This is a genomic window from Vibrio sp. Vb2131, assembly GCF_033338535.1.
GTDB classification, from domain to species: domain Bacteria; phylum Pseudomonadota; class Gammaproteobacteria; order Enterobacterales; family Vibrionaceae; genus Vibrio; species Vibrio alginolyticus.
Genome location: NZ_JAWOSW010000031.1, coordinates 16,164 through 38,256 on the forward strand (window position 1 = coordinate 16,164; position 22,093 = coordinate 38,256).

The window sequence follows — 22,093 nt, forward strand, 5'->3', positions numbered from 1 at the left end:
TAAAAGATAGGAAACTGGCTAAAAAACTTTCAGAAAAATTTCTGAAGTAAATGGGTTTGCAGGGTCAAATAGGTATAACTAATTGATGTGTTGGGCAAAAAAACATCAATTTTTTTATCAAGTTTTGTCTAAACAGCACCCGGTTGTTTAGGTTATAATCGGTTTTTATGTATAAATAACCAGTAGCTCTCATCATGATGGATCCATCTCTATTACTCGACGGTTTGAACGATAAACAACGTGAAGCCGTTGCAGCACCTCTAGAAAACTTGCTCGTTCTTGCTGGCGCAGGAAGTGGTAAGACACGCGTTCTTGTTCACCGTATCGCTTGGCTGATGTCGGTCGAGCAAGCTTCTCCGTTTTCAATCATGTCGGTAACCTTTACCAATAAGGCGGCGGCAGAGATGCGTGGACGTATCGAAGAGCTAATGATGGGCAGTGCAGGCGGTATGTGGAATGGTACTTTCCACGGCATTTGTCACCGTATTCTGCGTGCACACTATCTTGATGCCAAGCTACCGGAAGATTTCCAAATCATCGACAGTGACGACCAACAGCGTCTGCTAAAGCGTTTGATCAAAGCGCAAAACCTCGATGAGAAGCAGTGGCCGGCACGCCAAGTGGCATGGTGGATTAACGGTAAGAAAGACGAAGGTCTGCGCCCGTCACACATTGATGCGTACCATGATCCAGTAACCAAGACATATCTACAGTTGTACACCGCTTACCAAGAAGCGTGTGATCGTGCTGGTTTAGTCGATTTTGCGGAAATCTTGCTGCGCGCACATGAGCTACTGCGTGATAACAAGTTCGTCCGTGAACACTACCAAGCACGCTTTAAGCATATCTTGGTGGATGAGTTCCAAGATACCAACAACATTCAATATGCTTGGCTACGTATGATGGCGGGTCCTGAGTGTCACGTGATGATCGTAGGTGATGACGACCAGTCGATTTATGGTTGGCGTGGTGCAAAAGTCGAGAACATTGAGAAGTTTACGTTCGAATTCCCAAGCGTGAATACCATTCGTCTTGAGCAAAACTACCGTTCCACTAAGACCATTCTGGAAGCATCTAACACCCTGATTGCGAATAACACCGAGCGTATGGGTAAAGAGTTGTGGACGGATGGCGTGGTCGGTGAGCCTATCTCGGTTTACAGCGCTTACAACGAATTAGATGAAGCCCGTTTTGCGGTGAACAAAATCAAAGAGTGGCAAGACAAGGGCGGTGCTCTGAATGACGCTGCGATGCTTTACCGTAACAACGCCCAGTCGCGTGTTCTGGAAGAAGCGTTAATTCAAGCCGGTCTGCCTTACCGTATCTACGGCGGCATGCGATTCTTCGAACGTCAGGAAATCAAAGATGCCTTGAGCTACATGCGTCTGATTGCCAACCGTAACGATGATGCGGCGTTTGAACGTGTGGTGAATACGCCAACGCGTGGTTTGGGTGATAAGACGCTTGAAACCATCCGTTTTGCGGCTCGTGACCGTGGTTGCACTATGTGGGAAGCGAGTGTGGCAATGTTGGACGAGAAGGTGCTTGCTGGTCGCGCTGCTGGTGCTCTGAGCCGTTTTATCGAGCTTGTCACCGCGCTAGAAGACGACACCTTAGAGATGCCGCTGCATCACCAAACTGACCATGTGATTAAATACTCGGGCTTGTTCGCGATGTACGAGCAAGAGAAGGGTGAAAAGTCTAAGGCACGTATTGAGAACTTGGAGGAATTGGTGACCGCAACTCGCCAATTCGAGAAACCAGAAGAAGCCGAAGACATGTCACTGCTGACGGCATTCCTAACCCACGCAGCACTAGAAGCGGGCGAAGGACAAGCGGACGAGTTTGAAGATGCGGTTCAGCTCATGACATTGCACAGTGCGAAAGGTCTAGAGTTCCCATTAGTGTTTATGGTCGGTGTGGAAGAAGGTATGTTCCCAAGCCAAATGTCGGCAGAAGAAGCGGGGCGTTTGGAAGAAGAACGCCGTCTGTGTTACGTAGGCATGACCCGTGCAATGCAGAAACTGTACATCACTTATGCTGAAATGCGTCGTTTGTACGGTCAGGATAAATACCATAAACCGTCTCGCTTTATCCGTGAACTGCCAGAAACTTGTTTAGATGAAGTACGAATGAAGGCGCAAGTTAGCCGTCCTTCAAGCAGTGGTCGATTTAGCCAAACTGTTGTGAAAGAGAGCTTTAATGAAACCGGCTTTACGCTAGGTTCTCGTGTGATGCATCCAAAGTTTGGTGAAGGCACCATCATCAACTTCGAAGGCAGTGGTCCACAAAGCCGTGTACAGATTGCCTTTAACGGTGAAGGCATCAAATGGTTGGTAACTGCTTACGCACGACTAGAGAAACTGTAAGGCTTGACCAAAACTCATCAACTTAAGAGCTGCTTCGGCGGCTCTTTTTGTTTGTGCAGTTTTGGTGTCGCTAACGTAGGAAAAAATGGAATGATAAATGGATTTCGAAAGCGCGATTTAACTATACCGTTTGAAGTGAAAGGTGGGCGTTGTGGGTGAATGTCTGCTTTCAGAAGAGCTGCTAAGAAAAACTTTAGGCAAAGAAAAACCCCGAGGGCTTGCGCCCATCGGGGTTATAGTCTTACTCGCAGCAATCCGGCTACTAAGAGTGCTCCATGCATCTAATCCATGATAGTGTGCTGAATCCGTCAGCTTAATCCTTACGTCGCCTTCCTAGCGGTGTCCTTAATGACCTTATCCTGGTCTGCTAACTATCCTCGTTAGCTCTCATCACTTGTTCCCTGAGCGGTGTCCCTGACATCATCCTGATGTTCAAATCCTTGCCTCGTCCAGAGGTGTCCATTTCCCGTCCTTAGTAGCAACCATCCTAGTCACTATTGATTCCGTTCAATGTCCAATTTTGCAATCCATGCCCGACTATTCATCCTGAATAACCGTTTCTTCTTCCTGAAGTTCACCAAGTCCGTGGTGTTTCCTGTTCCGTGTCAGCATCCTTCCGACAGGTTTAATATTACGTGTTTAACGATTTCCAACAACGGGCTAATTTCACATTTTTTAACTCTCTTAGCGTTCAAAAAAGATACATGAGTATTAAATTCAATGGCTTATTCTCTTTTCTGTACGGTTTTACCATTAAAAAAGAGAGGTTTGCTCAACCCTTTGTGAGAGATCTCGCACAAGGGGTCGAGCGAAAGACTCTTACTGCCCGATAGCGGCACCTTCACGTCTTGGATCCGCAGCGCCTTCAAGACCGTCTTTTGTTATTCGTATCGCATGCAGACCAGAGTTCAAATCCCGAACATCGGTTTTAAAGCCCATCTTCTCCAGAGCAGGCTGTAAGCCCTCTGCGGCGGTACCTTGCTCAATATCTAAGGTGCCAAAACGGTTCAGCAATCGTGGCTGATTAATCGCGCTTTGGATGTCCATATCCCATTGCGTGTGGGCGATAATGGCTTGTGCGACGTAACCAATAATGCGGCTGCCACCCGGTGAGCCAATTGCCATGTAAGGTTTGTCATCCTTCATCATAATGGTTGGTGCCATGGATGAACGTGGGCGTTTTCCCGGTTCTAAGCGGTTCGCGATTGGCACACCATCTTGATGCGTGCGGAAAGAGAAATCGGTCAGTTCGTTATTGAGCAAGAAGCCGCGTACCATCAAGCGTGAGCCAAAGGCGTTCTCGATGGTTGTTGTCATTGAAACCACATTGCCTTGCTTATCGACGATATTGAAATGGCTGGTGGAAGGCAGCTCGATCGATTGGTCCATGCTTAAGTTCATGGCGTGCGACCAAGGAGGATTACCGGCTTCAGCCTTACTCAAGGCTTTACCGACTTGAATGAGCTCAGCACGTTGTTTGAGATAATCTTTATCAAGCAAGCCTTCGGTTGGCATTGGCACATAATCTTGGTCAGCCATGTATTTACCACGATCCGCGAACGCAAGGCGCGATGCATCGGCGATCACTTGCCATGATTTCGCGCTTTCGGCTCCCCAACCTTTAAGATCGTATTGCTCGGTGATCGCGAGAATCTGTCCAACCGTCAATGCGCCAGAGCTAGGTGGTCCCATGCCGCAGATGTCATAGCTTTGGTAAGCCGCACAAACCGGTTCACGTTGCTTGATTTGGAACGCATCAAAGTCAGGTTGTGCCAATACGCCAGGGTTGCCCGGCGCATTTTGTACTGTCTTGATGATGTCTGTGGCGATATCGCCTTGATAGAAAGCTTTTGCCCCTTGCTCTGCAATTGCCGTCAGAGTTTTCGCGTATTCAGGGTTCTTCAACAACGTGCCTTCGGCTTTTGGTGAGCCATCTGGATTGAAGAAGTAAGCCTTAGTCGCAGGGAAGCGAGATAGGCGCTTGGCATCTTTTTCAATCAGACTCGCGAGGCGAGGACTGACTTCGAAACCTTGCTCAGCCAAGGTAATCACGGGTTGGATTATCTTCTTCCATTCCAACTTGCCGTATTTCTGGTGCGTGTCCCACAGCAGTTTCACTGTACCAGGAGTGGCAACGGAACGCCCACCGACAACCGCATCGTAAAATTGCAGTGGTTGTCCTTTGTCATCTAGGAAGAGTTTCGGCGTTGCGGCGAGCGGTGCGGTTTCGCGTCCATCATACGTAGTCAGTTTTTGTTTCTCACTGTCCCAATACACTAAGAAGGCGCCACCACCAATGCCTGAAGATTGGGGTTCTACTAAGCCCAGCATCAGCTGCACGGCAACCATAGCATCAATAGCATTACCACCTTGTGCAAGAACGTCTGCCCCAGCTTGGGTGGCAAGTGGGTTGGCTGCGGTAACCATATAATCTTTCGCTTTGATCAATTGTTTTTGCTCGAAGCCAGTGCTGTGCTCCGGCGCAACTGCATCTGCTGCTTGGTTAGCAAAGACTGAGGTAGATAAGATTAGTGGGGAAGTAAGAAAAAGACCCGTGGTCACGAGTCGGTTGAACGTCCAATGCATGATGACTCTCCATGTTGCCAGTTTTGTGCTTTGAGCTTGGCAGTTATGGAGAGTCACGTCGAGTCAGCAATCTTAGAAATGTCGATTGTGCTACGCTTTTAAATCAGTACTTTATCCGATAAAAGTATTGATAGTTTGGTATAGAATACTGCCGCCCACTAGAGTAAATACCACGCCGCATAGACCGTCGATGTAGATACCCGCTTGTTGCAATTTACGCTGTAAGCGCTGTGTCGACAGCATCCATGCAAGGCTAGAGAACCAGAATAGCGACAAGCCAAACAGGATGACCAGTGCAATACCTTTGCCAGTAATCGACATACCTGCTGGGACTAAACTCGACATCAAACTGACAAAGAACACCAGGGCTTTTGGGTTAAGAATGTTGGTCGCAAACCCTTTAGCAAACGCTTGACGCTTATTGCTGATCACTAGGTTATTTTGCTTCTTAGGTTGATCCGTCAGTGGGTTTTGGATCATCGAGATCACGGCACGCAATGCGCCAATTCCTAAGTAGAGCAGGTAACTACCACCGAGCAGTTGTACCACGGAATACAGCACTGGGTGCTGGTGGACGACAAAACTCACACCTGTCAGGCTGAACAAAGAGTGCAGCAAAATACCGACGGACAATCCCAACGCAATGTACAAGCCAGTTTGACGACCATGACGCGTCGCATTTTGTACGACCAGCGCAAAGTCCGGACCTGGACTCATTAGGGCAATAAAGTGAATGCTGGCGAGTGTCAGCAATATGGTGGATTCATTCATAACACATCTCAAATTTAACCAATGCGGCTATTGTCGTGGTAAGTCACCTGTGGCGCTTGTAAAAAACTGACAGCTTTCTCGGTAAATGAAATTAACGAGTCACTTGAGAAGGGGAAACGCCGTAGGTCTGCTTAAACGCTTTGCTGAAATGCGCTTGATCGTAGAAACCGATTTGATGGGCGACGTCGGTACTACATTGACCAGCTTGCAGTAACTTCATGCCTTGTTCGAGGCGCAGGCGTGCGAACCATGCATAAGGCGTCATGCCAGTTTGCGCTTTAAAGTGGCGCTGGAACTGAGTTGGGCTCAGTTGGCACAGTTCTGATAGCGAATCCAAACGCACCGCTTGGTCGAGGTTCGCCATTAGATAATCTTTTAACGTTCCAAGTGATTGATTTCCTAACGGCACCACTTTTTGTCGCTCAAGCGATCCGTAGCGATCAAAAAGCTGGTTAAATCCTTCAAAAGGAAGGCAGTCTTTAGTGAGTTGGCTGAGGTTTTCACGACGAAGTAGCCCGTGTAAGTTACTAAGTTGTGAAAATATCTGGGGATCCGAGATGATCAGTTCGTTGAAGTGTATTATTTGACCGTTTTTCTTAAGATCGGCTAGATCGCTCAATAGGTGAGGTTCGATCGCAAACACATTCACTTCGTAGCCACTCTCGAGCTTAGATTGCCCGTCGTGCAGCTCATCCGGCGGCATAATCACAATTTGCCCGTGACCAACTTGGTGGTTGTTACCTTGATATTGGAACTTCTGCGCACCATGCGTGATCAGGCCGAGATGAAAATCCAGATGGTAATGCCTTTGAAAAGCAAATTTCTGGTATTTCGCCTCTATTAGACTCAAGTTGTCATGGTCGGTTGCGTAGTACTGAATATGTTCCATTAAACAAAAAAAAGCTTGGTCACATTATGACCAAGCTTATCTGGCAATTTCTAACTTGTCTTGTAAAAAACGATCACTGTGGCTGAACGATTCGGCGTGAGCGACGGTTATTACGTAATCCATCAAAGCTAAACACGACTAGTGCTCCCCAAATAAAGACGAAAGTGATCGCTTTATCCATGGTAAAGGGTTCGCCATACATCAATACTGCAAGTAAAAACATTAAGCTTGGGCCTATATATTGGAAAAAGCCCAAAGTCGATAATTTGAGTCTTGTTGCTGCACCCGTAAAGCACAGCAGTGGCAGGGTTGTTATAACCCCAGCCGCGATCAACAAACTATTTAACGTAAGTGGATTCGTAAGCATATTTGAGGTTGGTGTATCGGCAATAAAAAGCAAATAAACAGCGGCCACTGGCAGTAGAAGTAATGTCTCGATAAACAAGCCAGTTTTTGCATCGACACTGACTTTCTTTCTTAATAAGCCATAAAAGCCGAAGCTCATTGCTAACGCCATCGCAACAACAGGTACGGAGCCAAATACAATCAGTTGAACGAGTACGCCACAACCTGCCAATACAACCGCGAACCACTGTAATTTACGCAGTCGCTCACCAAGGAAGACCATCCCGAGTAAGACGTTGATCAGTGGGTTAATGTAATAACCTAAGCTGGCGTCGAGCATATGATTCGAGTTTACCGCCCAAATGAAAATCAACCAATTGCCGCCAATTAACATGGAACTTGCGATCAGGTAAGCGATTTTCTTTTTGTCTTTCGCGATGTGGTAAGCCGAGCGCCAGTGACGGCCAAAATGGAGGAGTGCAGCAAGCAAAAAGAAAGACCATATCACTCGGTGGCTTAAAATTTCCAAAGGAGATACTTGTGCGATGGACTTAAAGTACATCGGCGCAATGCCCCACATGGTATACGCACCAATCGCTAGCAAGATACCTTGCCGCGCGCGTTGTTGTTCGTCTTCTGGTGTCATGAAGTGTCACCTAATTGTGTTTTATAGAGCAGAAAATCAGTATACGAGTCGTGATGCGAAACACCTAACAATTTGCGGTTTTATTCACCATGAAACCCCATTACAATGTGCCCTCACTTTGTGTGCCAGTGGTATGCATAAGCACCTCTTTTTTAAGACCCAATCTGAGACTTTTCATGACCTCGACCTTGTTAGCCGAACAATCTGATTCGCCTGTAACGCCTCAACGTGTGTTGGAGGATGTGTTTGGTTACCAAGAGTTCCGTGATGGTCAGCAGTTGGTGATTGACGCTGCGATAGAAGGTCGCGACAGCTTAGTTATCCTGCCTACTGGTGGCGGTAAGTCGCTGTGTTATCAAATCCCTGCTTTGGTTCGCTCTGGCATTACTTTGGTGATTTCTCCGCTTATTTCGCTGATGAAAGACCAAGTGGACCAGCTTAAAGCCAACGGTGTAGCGGCTGAATGCATTAACTCGACCATGCCTCGTGAAGAACTGCTCAGCGTGTATAACCGCATGCACACTGGTCATCTTAAGTTGGTGTACGTCTCGCCAGAACGCGTATTGATGCGTGATTTCATTGAGCGCTTGGAAAACTTGCCGCTATCGATGATTGCTGTCGATGAAGCGCACTGTATTTCCCAGTGGGGACACGATTTCCGTCCAGAATACGCCGCGCTTGGTCAACTTAAGCAGCAGTTTTCCCATGTGCCATTTATGGCGCTGACGGCGACGGCGGATGACGCAACGCGCCGAGATATTCTTGAGCGCCTGCAACTGAATAATCCAGAGGTTTATCTAGGCAGCTTCGATCGTCCCAACATTCGCTACAACTTAGTGGAGAAGCACAAGCCGGTTTCGCAAATCGTTCGTTATCTTGAAACCCAAAAGGGTAATTGCGGCATCATCTATTGTGGTAGCCGTAAGAAAGTTGAGATGGTGACTGAGAAGCTGTGCAACAACCACATTCGTGCTGCTGGTTATCACGCAGGTATGGATGCTGATGAGCGCGCTTACGTTCAAGAAGCTTTCCAACGCGATGATATCCAGATCGTGGTGGCGACAGTGGCATTCGGTATGGGCATCAACAAACCAAACGTGCGCTTTGTGGTTCACTTTGATATCCCGCGCAATATCGAGTCCTACTATCAGGAAACCGGTCGTGCAGGGCGTGATGGTCTGCCTGCCGAAGCGATGATGTTGTATGACCCTGCGGACATCAGTTGGCTGCGTCGTATGTTGGATGAAAAAGACGACGGTCCACAGAAGCAAGTGGAAACCCACAAACTGAATGCGATGAGTGCCTTTGCTGAGGCGCAGACTTGTCGTCGTCAGGTGCTACTGAATTACTTTGGTGAGTATCGTGAGAAGCCATGTGGCAACTGTGATATTTGCTTAGATCCACCGAAACACTTTGATGCCACGGAAGAAGCGCGTAAGGCGTTGTCTTGTGTGTACCGAGTGAATCAGAGCTTTGGTATGGGCTACGTGGTGGAAGTGCTACGTGGCATGCAAAACATTCGTGTACGTGAAAACGGCCACGATAAGATTTCTACCTACGCGATAGGGCGCGACCACAGCCACGATTACTGGGTGAGTATCTTCCGTCAGTTAATCCACAAAGGGCTGCTGTTCCAAAACATCACGCGTAACTCAACGCTGCAACTTACCGAAGAAGCGCGTCCGCTGCTACGTGGCGATGTGACCCTAGAGTTAGCGGTTCCGCGTTTAGACACCGCAGCACGTGCGGCGAAGTCGGACAAACTGACCAGCAAGAACTACGACAAAAAGCTGTTTGCTAAGTTACGTAAGCTGCGTAAGTCGATTGCTGATGAAGATGGTTTGCCACCATACGTGGTCTTCAGTGACGCGACTCTGATTGATATGGCGGAAATTCTGCCAACGTCTTACGGCGAAATGCTTGCAGTCAGCGGTGTTGGTCAGCGCAAACTAGAGAAGTACGCCGATCCATTCCTCGATTTGATTCAAGAACACATTACTCACCACGGATAAGGAACCAAGATGCAAAAGGAATTTGGCTTAGCGGATTACATGGCACAAGAAGGGCGCTTAATCATTACCGCGCCGAGCTTTGACCTTGATAGCTTTCCTGCTTTAGGTGAGCGTTTAGTCGGCTTGCTTTCTGCTACTGTGGTGGAAAAACAGTGGGATGCGGACATTCACTCTTGGTTGATTGACTTTGAAGGTTGCCGACTGTTTATGAAAGCAGAGCATTACAGCGAAGCGATTTGGTTTGAAGCGTTAGCGATTGAAGAGAGCAGGGAAGAGTTGGATTATCTTGCAGGGTTGTTCCAGCGCGGCTTCTAAAAATAGAATTTTTCTAGAGAGGGTGTTTCACATGAAACACCCTTTTTTATGCTTAAACGTTTGCGTCAAACAGACGACTTGCGGCGAAAAGTGGTTAATGTATAATCGCCCACCGCTTCGCTCAGAAAGAGCCAAGCCAGTTTATTTTTCATTTTACATTGTTGGTAAGAGCCACTTTATTCAGTGACTCGATTTGGGTTCCCTCACCCCCAAACCAAACTAAAAAGGTATCGCATGAGTAACTTTACCCCTGCGCAGCAGCGCAACGCCCTTATCTATCTGGTTCTATTCCACCTAGTCATTATTGCATCTAGCAATTACCTAGTTCAGCTACCGTTTACTATCTTCGGTTTCCATACCACTTGGGGTGCATTCACTTTCCCATTTATCTTCTTAGCGACTGACTTAACTGTGCGTATTTTCGGTGCTCAGTTGGCACGTAAGATCATCTTCTTAGTGATGTTGCCTGCTTTGGCAGTGTCTTACTTCTTATCGGTGGTGTTCTTCGAAGGTCAATTCCAAGGTTTTGGCCACCTAGGGGAATTTAACTTATTCGTTGCTCGTATCGCGATTGCTAGCTTCATGGCGTACCTACTTGGTCAGATCATGGATGTGCACGTGTTCAACCGCCTACGTCAAATGAAGCAATGGTGGGTGGCACCAACGTGTTCAACGCTTTTCGGTAATGCACTTGATACCATCGCTTTCTTCGCCATTGCGTTCTACCAAAGCCCAGATCCATTTATGGCTGAGCATTGGACGGAAATCGCGCTGGTGGATTACGGCTTCAAACTAATTATCAGTCTTGGTTTGTTCGTTCCGATGTACGGCGTATTACTGAATTACCTAATTAAGAAGCTGACTGCGGTGAACCCTGACTTTAAGGTGACGACAAGCGTTCAGTCTTAATATCAGTGGGAACCCCGAAAGCCGCTTGCTTAAATCAAGCGGCTTTTTTGTACCTGCTTACTGGGATTTAGAGGGTTTTGTACAGCGTGGGGAGCAATTAGATCATGGGTGTCCAAAAGCTCCCTGAGCTGTACGAAGGTAAAAATGAGCAGTAAAAAAGGTCCCGAGTGAGACCTTTTAATCGAAGGTACGGCACGTAGAGGAAGCTCGCTGGTGAAATGGCTAACAGAGCATCTTCTCAATCAAAATGGCTTTTTGCGCATCGAAGGCGCCAAGTTGCAGGCCGTTATCCCAGCTGATGCTTTGATTGAACATCGCCAACATCAAACCGACACTGCGTTGATTGGCGTCCTGCCAGCAATCAGACTCGCTGTACTCTCCATCATTTATCGCGTTGCCATTAACGAGAATGGGCTCGAAACGCCATTTTTCTCCGACACGGTAGTAGCCTTTGCTGGTTAAGGTCTGGTTGGATTGAATCGTTAGATTGTGCTCGATGCCCGGTTCACCTGTTAGTTCAAATACAAACCTTAGCTGGTGGTCGCCACATTGCAGATCAACGATCAGTTGGCCGTTTTCCTCAACCAGTGTCGATTGATAATAGTCTCCAAAGCAGTGCAGCAACCAAGATATAGGGTGACTGGCAGTTTCAAGAAACCACTCTTTGAGCGTGAAGGTGCCCGGTAGGTTAACTTGGGTGACTAGATTGACCACACAAGGTTGGGTTTGCGAAGTGAGCCACTTCTCTATCGTCTTGGCGGTATTAAGCTGAGCAAAGGCGTAATTAACCAATAGGTTGGCGTTCGGTTGCTGCCAGTGAGTTATGTCAGAATTCAATCCCACCAATGGCTTTTCACAGATAAGCTTGGTTGAACCTAACGTCTTTATGATCTCTGCATGAGTATGCGCAGGTGTCGCGATGGTCACGACATCAAGTAGTTTGAGTGCGCTGATGTTCGTTTCTGCCTTTGGGATTGCTTCTTCACTGCACGCTTGCTGAAGCGGTTCTATTTGGTTGGCGCATAACGTTGTGACCGATACACCATTGTTTCGATAGTGGGGAATGTGCGTGCGTCCCCAGTTGATTCCTATGATGCCGGCTTGCTGGATTTGCTCTGGCTTGGTGAAACGTTCACTCAATGGCGGCAAGGCAATTCGTTCATCTGTTAGACGTTGGTCATGGTGATAGTCATTGCTTGGCAGCACTTGCCATGGTTTGTTGTAATGCTGTTTGAGTGCACAAACGAGTTCGTAGAAATTCCACTTATCTTTTAAGTTGCTATCAAGGTGATATAAACCGGCTTCGTTCCGCTCAATAAGCTGCAAAAAGGCGAGTGCTGTATCGTCCATATGAGAAGTCGCAGGATACCAAGCCGTGCTAGCGGTAATAACGCCGTTCTCTTCATATTGGCGGTCGAGATGCGCCAACATGTTATTGCCTTCTGCTTGGTGATGGAGCTGCCAACCAATTCGAGCAATCATCGCATCTGGATTTGCTTGCCAGATTGCATCTTCACAACGAACTTTGTATTTGCCGTATTCATCTTGGGTGTTTCTTTCTTCAAAGATGCCATAAGGCCCATTTTTTGTGGCATCAAATACCATTGCTGTACTGACAAAAAGATAAGGAATGTTGCGCTGTTTGCAGTGCTCACCAAGCCACGCTGCCCACGCTTCACTCCCCATCGCCATGTGGCACACCGCATCAATGTGGTGCTGTTGCCAAAATTGCTCACTTTGCTGTGGATCATCTGGTGGGATTTGGTGGTGATTCCATTCCAATACGTTCCAGCCACGGAGGTGGAACTGATTAGCAACTTTAGGGGCGAGGGTGCCAGTTAAGCCAGTCATTAAAACGGTTTTCATTATGGTGCATCTTGGTTGGCTAAATCGTGCTTATCAATAAAGCATGGCTGTTTTTCGATGTAGAGCGGAGAAGCTGAGATTTTTGCTGGGCAGCACGTTTTGTAGGGGAAGTAGAAGCAAAAAAACCCAAGCGAACGCCTGGGCTTTAGTATTGTAAGGCAGTGATATTCGCTTATTTTGCTACGATATTTAATGGCCAGCCGATGTCTGTCTGACGGTTGGATTCAATTTCCAACTCAGCCGCAGTCAGTGGGTTTTTCTCTAGCCATTGCGCATCAATGTGTAACGTTAGATTGTCGCCTTCAACCGTTAGAGTCACATTTGGCTCTAGATCAGGATTGCGACGATGGCTGAGTAGAACCGCAAGACGCAACAGTCTCAATACTCGTTTGGCACTTGAGCCTGATAATGCATGCTGCTCAGGTAAAGAAGTGAGCTGTTCGCGATAGCGACGAGCCACTTCACCAATAAAGAACTTCTGCGCGCGCGTGTAACCAGGCAGATCCAAATTCTGCAGCAAGTAAGCACTATGCTCTCCGCCTTTTTTGAAATCGATAGTTAAACCAATTTCATGCAGTTTTGCGGCGGTCTCGAGTAATATCTTGCCCTGAGGCTCTGTAATCCACTCATCGCCCCCAGCTTGCTGTAAAAGCGTGTGTGCCAGAGTAGCGACTTGTTCGCCGTATTGGTGATCGAGCTGATAGCGATTTTGTACGCTAGCGATAGTGCGGGCACGAATGTCTTCTTGGCGAAGCTCTTCAACCATCTCATACACTAAGCCTTCGCGTAGTGCGCCGCCAGCGAGTGTCATAGCATCGATTTCAAGCAATTCAAAAACGGCAATCAAAATAGAGAGGCCACTAGGGAACACTAATGCCCGCTCAAGTGTTAAGCCTTCAATATCGAGCTCTTCTAAATGGTCGGCCAACATGGCTTGCTTCTGTAGACGCTTGAGTTTGGAGTGAGTGATTACTTCGTCCATGCCTTGCGCCAGCATTATCTCTTGCAATGCCTGAACAGTGCCTGATGCACCAACACACACATCCCAACCAATTTCTGTATAACGTTCTAAAATCGGCTGAATGGTCTGTTTCGCTCCTTCAATTGCCGCGTCAAAGTTACGAGCATTCAATTGGCGATCTTTAAAGAAGTTTTCAAGCCAAGTCACGCAGCCCATTTTTAAGCTGGTCAGTGCTTTGGCTTCGAAACCTTCACCGATAATCAGTTCGGTACTTGCTCCACCGATATCGACTACAAGGCGACGACCACTACCGCCAGAGGTGTGAGCGACACCTTTATAGATAGTGGCAGCTTCTTCTTCACCAGTAATCACTTCGATAGGCTGGCCTAGAATTTGGTTAGCCTTTTCTAAAAACACATCTACATTGGTCGCGGTACGTAATGTTGCAGTACCGACGATGCGAATGTTTTGTTTAGGAATGTCCTGCAAGCGTTCCGCAAATAGACTTAAGCAGTCCCATCCTCGCTGCATAGCTTCCATACTAAGAGAATTATGTTCATCTAAGCCCGCTGCTAGACGAACTTTGCGCTTAATTTTAGCCATTGTTTGAACGCTGCCATCGATGTGACGCACAACGAGCATGTGAAAACTGTTCGACCCGAGGTCGATGGCGGCATATAGCGGTGATGATCCTGCTTGACTCATAAACGAACTCAGTTTCCTATTACGATTGTTTTGGTGCTGATTGACGCGGTTGGCGTGGACGACGTCCCTGCGGCTTACGGTTACCAGAACCAGAACGGGTACCGCCAGTATTCGTGCGGCGCTGTTGGTTGCGTGGTGCACGCATACGAATCGGAGCCGGTAGATCTTGAATCAGTGCCGACGAATCGTACTCTGAAACTGGGATTGTGTGCTCAATGTATTCTTCGATTGCTGGTAGGTTAACCGCGTACTCTTCACAAGCAAAACTGATCGAATGGCCGCTCGCACCAGCGCGACCAGTACGGCCAATACGGTGAACATAATCTTCACAGTCGTCAGGAAGGTCGTAGTTGAAAACGTGCGTTACCTGAGGAATATGCAGGCCACGCGCTGCAACGTCAGTTGCAACTAAGATGTCGACATCACCTTTGGTGAATTGCTCAAGAATCTTCTCACGCTTCTTCTGCGGTACATCGCCAGTAAGAAGGCCTACACGGTGTCCATCGGCAGCCAAATGTCCCCAAACCGATTCACACTTATGCTTGGTATTGGCAAAAATGATAGCGCGATCTGGCCACTCTTCTTCAATTAGTGTTTGAAGCAGCGCCATTTTGTCTTCATTCGAAGGATAGAAAAGCTCTTCCTGGATACGGTGGCCAGTTTTTTGTTCTGGTTCGACAACGACATGCTCAGGAGTATTCATGTGTTCGAATGCCAGTTCTTGAACGCGGTAAGACAGCGTTGCTGAGAACAGCATGTTCAAACGCTCTTTTGGCTCAGGCATACGACGGAACAAGAAGCGAATGTCTTTAATAAAGCCAAGATCGAACATGCGGTCGGCTTCGTCCAGAACAACAGCTTGAATGTTGTTGAGGTTAAATACGCGCTGTTTGTAGAAATCGATGATACGGCCTGTTGTTCCGATCAGAATATCTACGCCGTCTTGCAGTTTCGCAAGTTGCTTGTCGTAGCTTTCACCACCGTAAGCTAGAGCGGTTTTTAGACCTGTGCTTTCAGTTAATGATTCTGCATCATTGTAAATCTGAATAGCGAGCTCACGTGTTGGCGCCATAATAATTGCGCGTGGCTGTGTAGGCTTACGACCTTCATGTTCCGGAGTCGTCAGAAGGTGGTTGAACGTAGCAGTAAGAAACGCGAGCGTTTTACCAGTACCCGTTTGGGCCTGGCCTGCGATGTCTTGGCCGGTGAGCAGGACCGGCAACGCCAAGGCTTGGATAGGGGTACAAAATTCGAACCCTTTTTTGTCCAATCCTTCAATAACTTGGGGCTTTAAGCCCAAATCGGCGAACTTTTGCTCTGTGATATGCGTCTTTTTCATGGCTATAGAATATCAGCTAAAGCTTGCAATACGAAAGTAAATACATTCCAATAGGGCATCTAATTACTGGTTATCATCCAACCAGTTTCGAAAAACACATTGGAGTGGAAGATGAGTGATAAGATTTTGCAGCTAACTGATGACGGTTTTGAAAACGATGTAATCAACGCTGCAGGCCCGGTTCTAGTGGATTTTTGGGCAGAATGGTGTGGTCCTTGTAAAATGATCGCTCCTATTTTGGACGAAATCGCAGACGAGTACGAAGGCAAACTCACTATCGGTAAACTAAACATCGACCATAACGCAGGTACACCACCTAAGTTTGGTATTCGCGGCATTCCAACGCTATTACTATTTAAAGATGGTAACGTAGCGGCAACGAAAGTAGGTGCTCTGTCTAAAACTCAACTAAAAGAGTTCCTAGACGCAAACTTATAATCACCAAGTGATTACAGATAAAACCGTGCAAAGTTACAATGCACGGTTTTGTTTTTCTAACTCTGGACTAGAATACTAATTAGTGCTAACTTATCGCGCGTTAATTGAACAAATTTCTCTTCTTGGTCGATCCTGAGACCAAATCCATCTTAACTAGAAAACAGATCTTATTTTGACTAAACAAGAATCCACCACCATGAACCTTACCGAACTGAAGAACAGACCTGTGTCTGACCTTGTAAAACTGGGCGAAAGCTTAGGATTAGAGAACCTAGCTCGCTTAAGAAAACAAGACATCATCTTCGCGATTTTAAAAGCGCACGCTAAAGGCGGCGAAGACATCTTTGGCGATGGGGTTCTGGAAATTCTGCAAGACGGCTTTGGTTTCCTACGCAGTGCAGATAGTTCATACCTTGCGGGTCCGGACGATATCTACGTATCACCAAGTCAGATTCGTCGCTTTAACCTACGTACTGGTGACTCTATCGCTGGTAAAATTCGTCCACCAAAAGACGGTGAACGTTATTTTGCCCTTCTAAAAGTCAATACCGTTAACGACGATAAACCAGACAACGCCCGTAACAAGATCCTATTTGAAAACCTTACCCCTCTACATGCGAATGAGCGCATGGTGATGGAGCGTGGTAACGGTTCAACAGAAGACATTACAGCACGTGTTTTAGACTTGGCATCGCCAATCGGTAAAGGTCAACGTGGTCTGATTGTTGCTCCGCCTAAAGCGGGTAAAACAATGCTTCTGCAAAACATCGCGCAAAGCATCGCGTACAACCACCCAGAGTGTGAGTTGATGGTTCTTCTTATCGACGAACGTCCAGAAGAAGTAACCGAGATGCAACGCCTAGTTAAAGGTGAAGTGGTTGCGTCGACTTTCGATGAGCCAGCATCTCGTCACGTACAAGTAGCGGAAATGGTGATCGAGAAAGCAAAACGTCTTGTTGAACATAAGAAAGACGTAGTTATCTTGCTTGACTCTATCACTCGTCTAGCTCGTGCATACAACACCGTAGTGCCTTCATCAGGTAAAGTACTAACTGGTGGTGTGGATGCAAACGCATTACATCGTCCTAAGCGTTTCTTCGGTGCTGCACGTAACGTAGAAGAAGGCGGCAGCCTAACTATCATCGCAACGGCACTAGTAGATACTGGTTCTAAAATGGATGAAGTTATCTACGAAGAGTTCAAGGGTACAGGTAACATGGAACTGCACTTGAACCGTAAGATTGCTGAGAAGCGTGTATTCCCTGCGATTGACTTCAACCGCTCAGGTACACGTCGAGAAGAGCTACTGACGAAGACTGACGAACTACAGAAGATGTGGATTCTGCGTAAGATCGTTCACCCAATGGGCGAAATCGACGCAATGGAATTCCTAATCGACAAGCTAGCGATGACGAAGACCAACGATGAGTTCTTCGATGCGATGCGTCGTCAATAGTCTCAGATAAGTTATTCTGCGAAAAGCCACCGTATATCGGTGGCTTTTTTATTGCTTTCTCCCGATAGAAGTATCAGAATGAAGGAAATGTTATCGGGAGGTTAACATGCAACAAGGAATGTTGTCGTCATTACTCCTGAGCTTGTCACTTATCACTCTACCTGCGACATTACCTGCCAAGGAAATGCATGAGTCTGTAGTAGAACAGTGGCTTCAGGATACTCAAATACAGACTAAAGTCTCTGAACTGCTTGATTACGCTGTCAGAGATGAAGTCGACTCGCTTAAATTTGCCCTTGATAGACTTGCTTTGCCTCAACAAGAGGTGGTGCGCTTTCAATTATTGGAAAAGCTTGAAAAGCAAGATGTGATTCTCACGCCTCGAATGGCTCTGTTTGTTGAGTCCCAGATCCGTATGACCCCGACTTATCAAGTGTTAGAGCGAGGTGATGGGTATGAATTTAGTGTACCCGCTTTTAACTTTCCCGTTATTGCGAGTCGCTTGATTAAGCGCTGGAAACAAGACCAAAGTACCTTGGACTTTGTCTTACAAGCTGAACGAAGAGAGCTTAACTTAAAGCAATGGCTTACAGGGCCATCTCAACAAGCTCAAGCGCGTGAAGCGCTTTTGATTCGAGAGTTAGACAGCTTATCACCCAATGCGCTTGCTGCATTAACGGCCCAGTTAACCAAAGCAAATGTGACCAGTTGGTTACCATCGACGGCCGTGATAGTCAGGTTGGCACAAGTTAGTCAGGATGAGGAAGTGTACAACTTACTCTGGCGGATGAAAGCTGATTACAACAGCCAGTCCGAACTTGAGCGTTTAGCTGCGGTTGGAGACGTTTTTTCCATTCAGCAATTGATGAATGCCACAGTTAACCCATCACTCAAGCCAGAAGCTATTAGTCTACTTACAAAATCTAACCCTCTATCTCCGCAAGCAAAGCAGTTTCTAGTTAGAAAAATGGCGTTATCAGAAGAAGCAACCATGGTTGCTCGAGAGCTTGCTCAACAAGGGCATCAAACCTGGTTGGAAGAGTTAGTATCTTCGAACCATCAGATAAAGACTCGGCAGATTGAACAAGTATTAAAGTAATCTGGCTCACATACCCACACAAAATAGGAGGATCTTAGCGTCCTCCTATTTGTTATACTGCGGACAGTTTAATCAGCCAGCATGAAGGCCTATGAGTTTTAAGGATTTACGCGAATTTATCGACCACCTAGAACAGAAAGGTCGACTTAAACGTATCACTCACCCTGTCGATCCCGCTTATGAAATGACAGAAATCAGCGACCGCACCTTGCGTGCTGGTGGACCTGCGCTGTTGTTTGAGAACCCAATCGGCTACGACGTACCTGTTTTGACTAACCTGTTTGGTACACCAGAGCGTGTCGCAATCGGTATGGGACGTGAAGATGTTAAAGAATTAAGAGAAGTCGGTAAGCTGCTGGCTTATTTAAAAGAACCTGAGCCACCAAAAGGCTTCAAAGACGCTTTAGAAAAACTGCCTGTGTTCAAACAAGTATTGAACATGCCGGCTAAGCGTTTACGTAAAGCACCATGCCAAGACATTGTTTGGCAAGGTGATGAAGTCGACTTGGATAAAATTCCGGTAATGAGCTGCTGGGCAGAAGATGTAGCGCCGCTGCTTACTTGGGGCTTAACCGTAACCAAAGGTCCAAATAAGAAACGTCAGAACCTAGGCATTTACCGTCAGCAGAAAATTGCCAAGAACAAAATCATCATGCGTTGGTTAGCCCATCGTGGTGGTGCGCTTGATCTGCGCGATTGGATGGAAACCAACCCAGGTAAACCTTTCCCAGTTTCGGTCGCGTTTGGTGCAGACCCAGCAACCATTCTTGGCGCAGTAACACCAGTGCCAGATACGCTATCGGAATACGCATTTGCAGGTTTGCTACGTGGAAGCAAAACGGAAGTCGTGAAGTCAGTCAGCAACGATTTGGAAGTGCCAGCGAGCGCGGAAATCGTGATGGAAGGCTATATCGACCCGAACGAGTTTGCTGATGAAGGTCCTTACGGTGACCACACTGGCTACTATAACGAAAAAGAAAAGCACCACGTATTTACTATTACGCACATTACTATGCGTAAAGACCCTATTTATCACAGCACCTACACAGGTCGTCCGCCAGATGAACCAGCTGTATTGGGTGTGGCATTAAACGAAGTGTTTGTGCCTATTCTGCAAAAGCAATTCCCAGAGATTGAAGACTTCTATCTTCCGCCAGAAGGTTGTTCGTACCGAATGGCCGTCGTCACCATGAAGAAGCAGTACCCAGGACATGCCAAGCGCGTAATGATGGGCGTGTGGTCTTTCTTACGTCAATTCATGTATACCAAGTTTGTTATTGTGTGCGATGAATCGGTAAACGCACGAGATTGGAATGATGTCGTGAAAGCCATGTCAGAGCATATGGATCCTGTACGTGATACCTTGATGATAGATAACACGCCAATCGACTCGCTCGACTTTGCTTCACCAGTGGTTGGGCTTGGCTCCAAAATGGGCTTGGATGCGACCATTAAATGGGATGCCGAGCTGGCGACGCGAACCGAGGTCACTGAGCGAGACAGCAAAGCGATTACCGAAGCAGAACTAAATGAGTTGAAACAGCAACGCCCTGAGATTGTTGACGTCTATCTTCCAGTTACAGCAAACAACCAATTTGCAGTCGTGACAATGAAGAAAGACCAAGCCGGTCAATCTCAAGCATTGATGGAATACTTGTGGGACTTCTTTGCTCAGTACACGGACAACAAATTCATTATTTTGTGCGACGATGACGTCAATGCACAAGATTGGAATGACATCATTTGGGCTGTGACAACTCGAATGGATCCAGACAGAGATACCACTCAAGTTCGTGGTAAGGCGGGTAGTTCATCTAAACTTGGGCTCGATGCGACCAATAAGTTTGAATCTGAAGCCACGCGCGAGTGGGGCACGCCTATCAAAAAAGATCCTAAACTTGTGGCTAAAGTCGATGAGATTTGGGACCAGTTAGGTATTCTATGAGTCATCAAGTCCACCTTCTACCAATGGACGTTACGTTCCAAGTAAAAGAAGGGGAGACGGTGTTGGAAGCTGCGCTCAACAACAATATTCGCTTCCCGCACCGTTGCCAAGTTGGCGCTTGCGCCATGTGCATGTGTAAAAAGCTAACGGGCGAGGTGAGCTATCACCTCGAACCGATGCTAACCGAAAAAGAGCAACAGCAAGGTTGGATATTCCCTTGCCAAGCCTATACAGAAAGTAATTTAGTGCTTACTTTTGACGAGTAAGCGAGAGGAACACCATGACCATCCAATGTAAAGTAAAGTCTATTCAGCCGTTAGCTTGTAATACTTACCAAATCCTTCTTCATCCAGAATCACCAGTGCCTTTTAAAGCGGGTCAGTACCTAATGGTGGTGATGGGTGAAAAAGACAAACGTCCTTTCTCTATCGCAAGCAGCCCTTGTCGTCATGAAGGTGAACTTGAACTGCACATCGGTGCGGCGGAACACAACGCTTATGCACAAGAAGTTGTCGAAGCAATGCAAGCAGCCCTAGAAACAGATGGTCATATCGAGATTGATGCACCACATGGTGATGCTTGGGTTCAAGAAGAAAGCGAACGCCCGCTATTATTGATTGCTGGTGGTACAGGCTTTAGTTACGTGCGTTCGATTCTGGATCACTGTGTTGCACAGAACAAAACCAACCCTATCTATTTATACTGGGGTGCACGAGACAACTGCCAGCTTTACGCTAAAGAAGAACTGGTCGAGATTGCCGATAAGTTTGCTAACGTTCACTTTGTTCCAGTAGTAGAAGAAGCACCTACAGACTGGCAAGGTAAAGTTGGTAACGTGCTACAAGCAGTAGCCGAAGATTTCGAAAGCTTAGAAAACTACGATATCTATATTGCAGGCCGCTTTGAAATGGCTGGTGCAGCACGTGAACAGTTCACTCAGAACAAGAAAGCGAAGAGCGAACGTATGTTCGCAGACGCGTACGCATTCATTTAAATACGGCTTTTAAGGCAGAAAAAGAGGGTTTTTTACCCTCTTTTTTGCTTTTTTGATGAAATAGTCATCGAACAGTCAGTTTTTTCCATTTTTTTTCAAAAAAGGGTTGCGAACGGATCTGAGTTCCCTATAATGCGCATCCACCGACACGGCAGACGCGATAAGGCTTCAGCAGGGTCGGAGAGGTGAAAGCTTCTACGAAAAATAAAATTGAAAAAGTGTTTGACACTGTCAATTAAATCGCTAGAATGCACCTCCGCTTTGAGAGAAAAAATTCTCGCAAAGCAAGCTCTTTAACAATATAGACCTATCAATCTGTGTGGGCACTCGTTGATGATAATCCAATTAGATATTTCTTTCTTAACGGAAAGCGGTATCAAATTAGGTTTCAATGAAACGAAGTGACCATTGAATCGAAAGATTCAGCACAGTCAATTCAAACATTACT

Annotated in this window: 17 protein-coding genes; 10 read left to right on the plus strand and 7 right to left on the minus strand. The window is 46.8% G+C overall.

The window, feature by feature from the left end; genetic code table 11:
* Positions 1-194 precede the first annotated feature (194 nt).
* Positions 195-2,369, plus strand: a complete 2,175-nt coding sequence (gene uvrD / locus R7E38_RS21965; protein ID WP_213892021.1) for a DNA helicase II — start codon at positions 195-197, stop codon at positions 2,367-2,369.
* 819 nt (positions 2,370-3,188) lie between these two features.
* On the opposite strand, the gene ggt is transcribed toward uvrD, so the two are convergent.
* The 4 genes from ggt to rarD all read right to left on the minus strand — a co-directional run bounded on the left by ggt (position 3,189) and on the right by rarD (position 7,606).
* Positions 3,189-4,955 (minus strand): gamma-glutamyltransferase, encoded by a 1,767-nt coding sequence (gene ggt, locus R7E38_RS21970; protein ID WP_033907319.1) that lies wholly within the window; start codon positions 4,953-4,955, stop codon positions 3,189-3,191.
* 111 nt (positions 4,956-5,066) lie between these two features.
* Entirely contained in the window at positions 5,067-5,726 is a 660-nt protein-coding gene (locus R7E38_RS21975; protein ID WP_005378776.1) for a LysE family translocator, read from the minus strand.
* A 91-nt stretch (positions 5,727-5,817) separates the two neighbouring features.
* Entirely contained in the window at positions 5,818-6,615 is a 798-nt protein-coding gene (locus tag R7E38_RS21980; protein WP_226084272.1) for an AraC family transcriptional regulator, read from the minus strand.
* A 73-nt stretch (positions 6,616-6,688) separates the two neighbouring features.
* Positions 6,689-7,606, minus strand: a complete 918-nt coding sequence (gene rarD, locus R7E38_RS21985) for an EamA family transporter RarD (RefSeq protein WP_226084271.1) — start codon at positions 7,604-7,606, stop codon at positions 6,689-6,691.
* Positions 7,607-7,782: 176 nt separating this feature from the next.
* On the opposite strand from rarD, the gene recQ reads away from it, so the two are divergent.
* From recQ to R7E38_RS22000, 3 genes are all read left to right on the plus strand, one after another.
* Positions 7,783-9,618, plus strand: a complete 1,836-nt coding sequence (gene recQ, locus R7E38_RS21990) for an ATP-dependent DNA helicase RecQ (protein ID WP_042523966.1) — start codon at positions 7,783-7,785, stop codon at positions 9,616-9,618.
* 9 nt (positions 9,619-9,627) lie between these two features.
* Complete coding sequence (locus R7E38_RS21995; protein WP_005378772.1) at positions 9,628-9,933, plus strand: DUF3630 family protein; 306 nt, start codon at positions 9,628-9,630, stop codon at positions 9,931-9,933.
* Between the two features lie 234 nt (positions 9,934-10,167).
* Positions 10,168-10,842 carry a 7-cyano-7-deazaguanine/7-aminomethyl-7-deazaguanine transporter gene (locus R7E38_RS22000; RefSeq protein WP_005378770.1) on the plus strand — a complete coding sequence of 225 codons (675 nt, stop codon included), beginning with the start codon at positions 10,168-10,170 and terminating at the stop codon, positions 10,840-10,842.
* A 222-nt stretch (positions 10,843-11,064) separates the two neighbouring features.
* Here R7E38_RS22000 and R7E38_RS22005 read toward each other — a convergent pair whose 3' ends face one another.
* From R7E38_RS22005 to rhlB, 3 genes are all read right to left on the minus strand, one after another.
* Entirely contained in the window at positions 11,065-12,708 is a 1,644-nt protein-coding gene (locus R7E38_RS22005; RefSeq protein ID WP_226084270.1) for a sugar nucleotide-binding protein, read from the minus strand.
* 172 nt (positions 12,709-12,880) lie between these two features.
* Entirely contained in the window at positions 12,881-14,374 is a 1,494-nt protein-coding gene (gppA, locus tag R7E38_RS22010) for a guanosine-5'-triphosphate,3'-diphosphate diphosphatase (protein ID WP_005382885.1), read from the minus strand.
* A gap of 19 nt (positions 14,375-14,393) precedes the next feature.
* A complete protein-coding gene (rhlB, locus tag R7E38_RS22015) occupies positions 14,394-15,713 on the minus strand; it encodes an ATP-dependent RNA helicase RhlB (RefSeq protein WP_005378764.1) in 1,320 nt (439 codons plus the stop codon).
* 111 nt (positions 15,714-15,824) lie between these two features.
* On the opposite strand from rhlB, the gene trxA reads away from it, so the two are divergent.
* The 6 genes from trxA to fre all read left to right on the plus strand — a co-directional run bounded on the left by trxA (position 15,825) and on the right by fre (position 21,645).
* Positions 15,825-16,151: a thioredoxin TrxA gene (gene trxA / locus R7E38_RS22020; RefSeq protein ID WP_004745500.1), complete on the plus strand. Its 327-nt coding sequence runs from the start codon at positions 15,825-15,827 to the stop codon at positions 16,149-16,151.
* A 196-nt stretch (positions 16,152-16,347) separates the two neighbouring features.
* Positions 16,348-17,607 (plus strand): transcription termination factor Rho, encoded by a 1,260-nt coding sequence (gene rho / locus R7E38_RS22025; protein WP_005378757.1) that lies wholly within the window; start codon positions 16,348-16,350, stop codon positions 17,605-17,607.
* A gap of 106 nt (positions 17,608-17,713) precedes the next feature.
* Positions 17,714-18,706: a hypothetical protein gene (locus R7E38_RS22030; RefSeq protein WP_226084269.1), complete on the plus strand. Its 993-nt coding sequence runs from the start codon at positions 17,714-17,716 to the stop codon at positions 18,704-18,706.
* Between the two features lie 91 nt (positions 18,707-18,797).
* Positions 18,798-20,651, plus strand: coding sequence for a 4-hydroxy-3-polyprenylbenzoate decarboxylase (gene ubiD, locus R7E38_RS22035; RefSeq protein ID WP_182039693.1), 1,854 nt, complete (start codon positions 18,798-18,800; stop codon positions 20,649-20,651).
* A complete protein-coding gene (locus tag R7E38_RS22040) occupies positions 20,648-20,917 on the plus strand; it encodes a 2Fe-2S iron-sulfur cluster-binding protein (RefSeq protein WP_009696789.1) in 270 nt (89 codons plus the stop codon). The genes ubiD and R7E38_RS22040 overlap by 4 nt, the downstream gene beginning before the upstream one ends.
* A gap of 14 nt (positions 20,918-20,931) precedes the next feature.
* Positions 20,932-21,645 carry an NAD(P)H-flavin reductase gene (gene fre / locus R7E38_RS22045; protein WP_054729951.1) on the plus strand — a complete coding sequence of 238 codons (714 nt, stop codon included), beginning with the start codon at positions 20,932-20,934 and terminating at the stop codon, positions 21,643-21,645.
* The last annotated feature ends 448 nt before the right edge of the window (positions 21,646-22,093 follow it).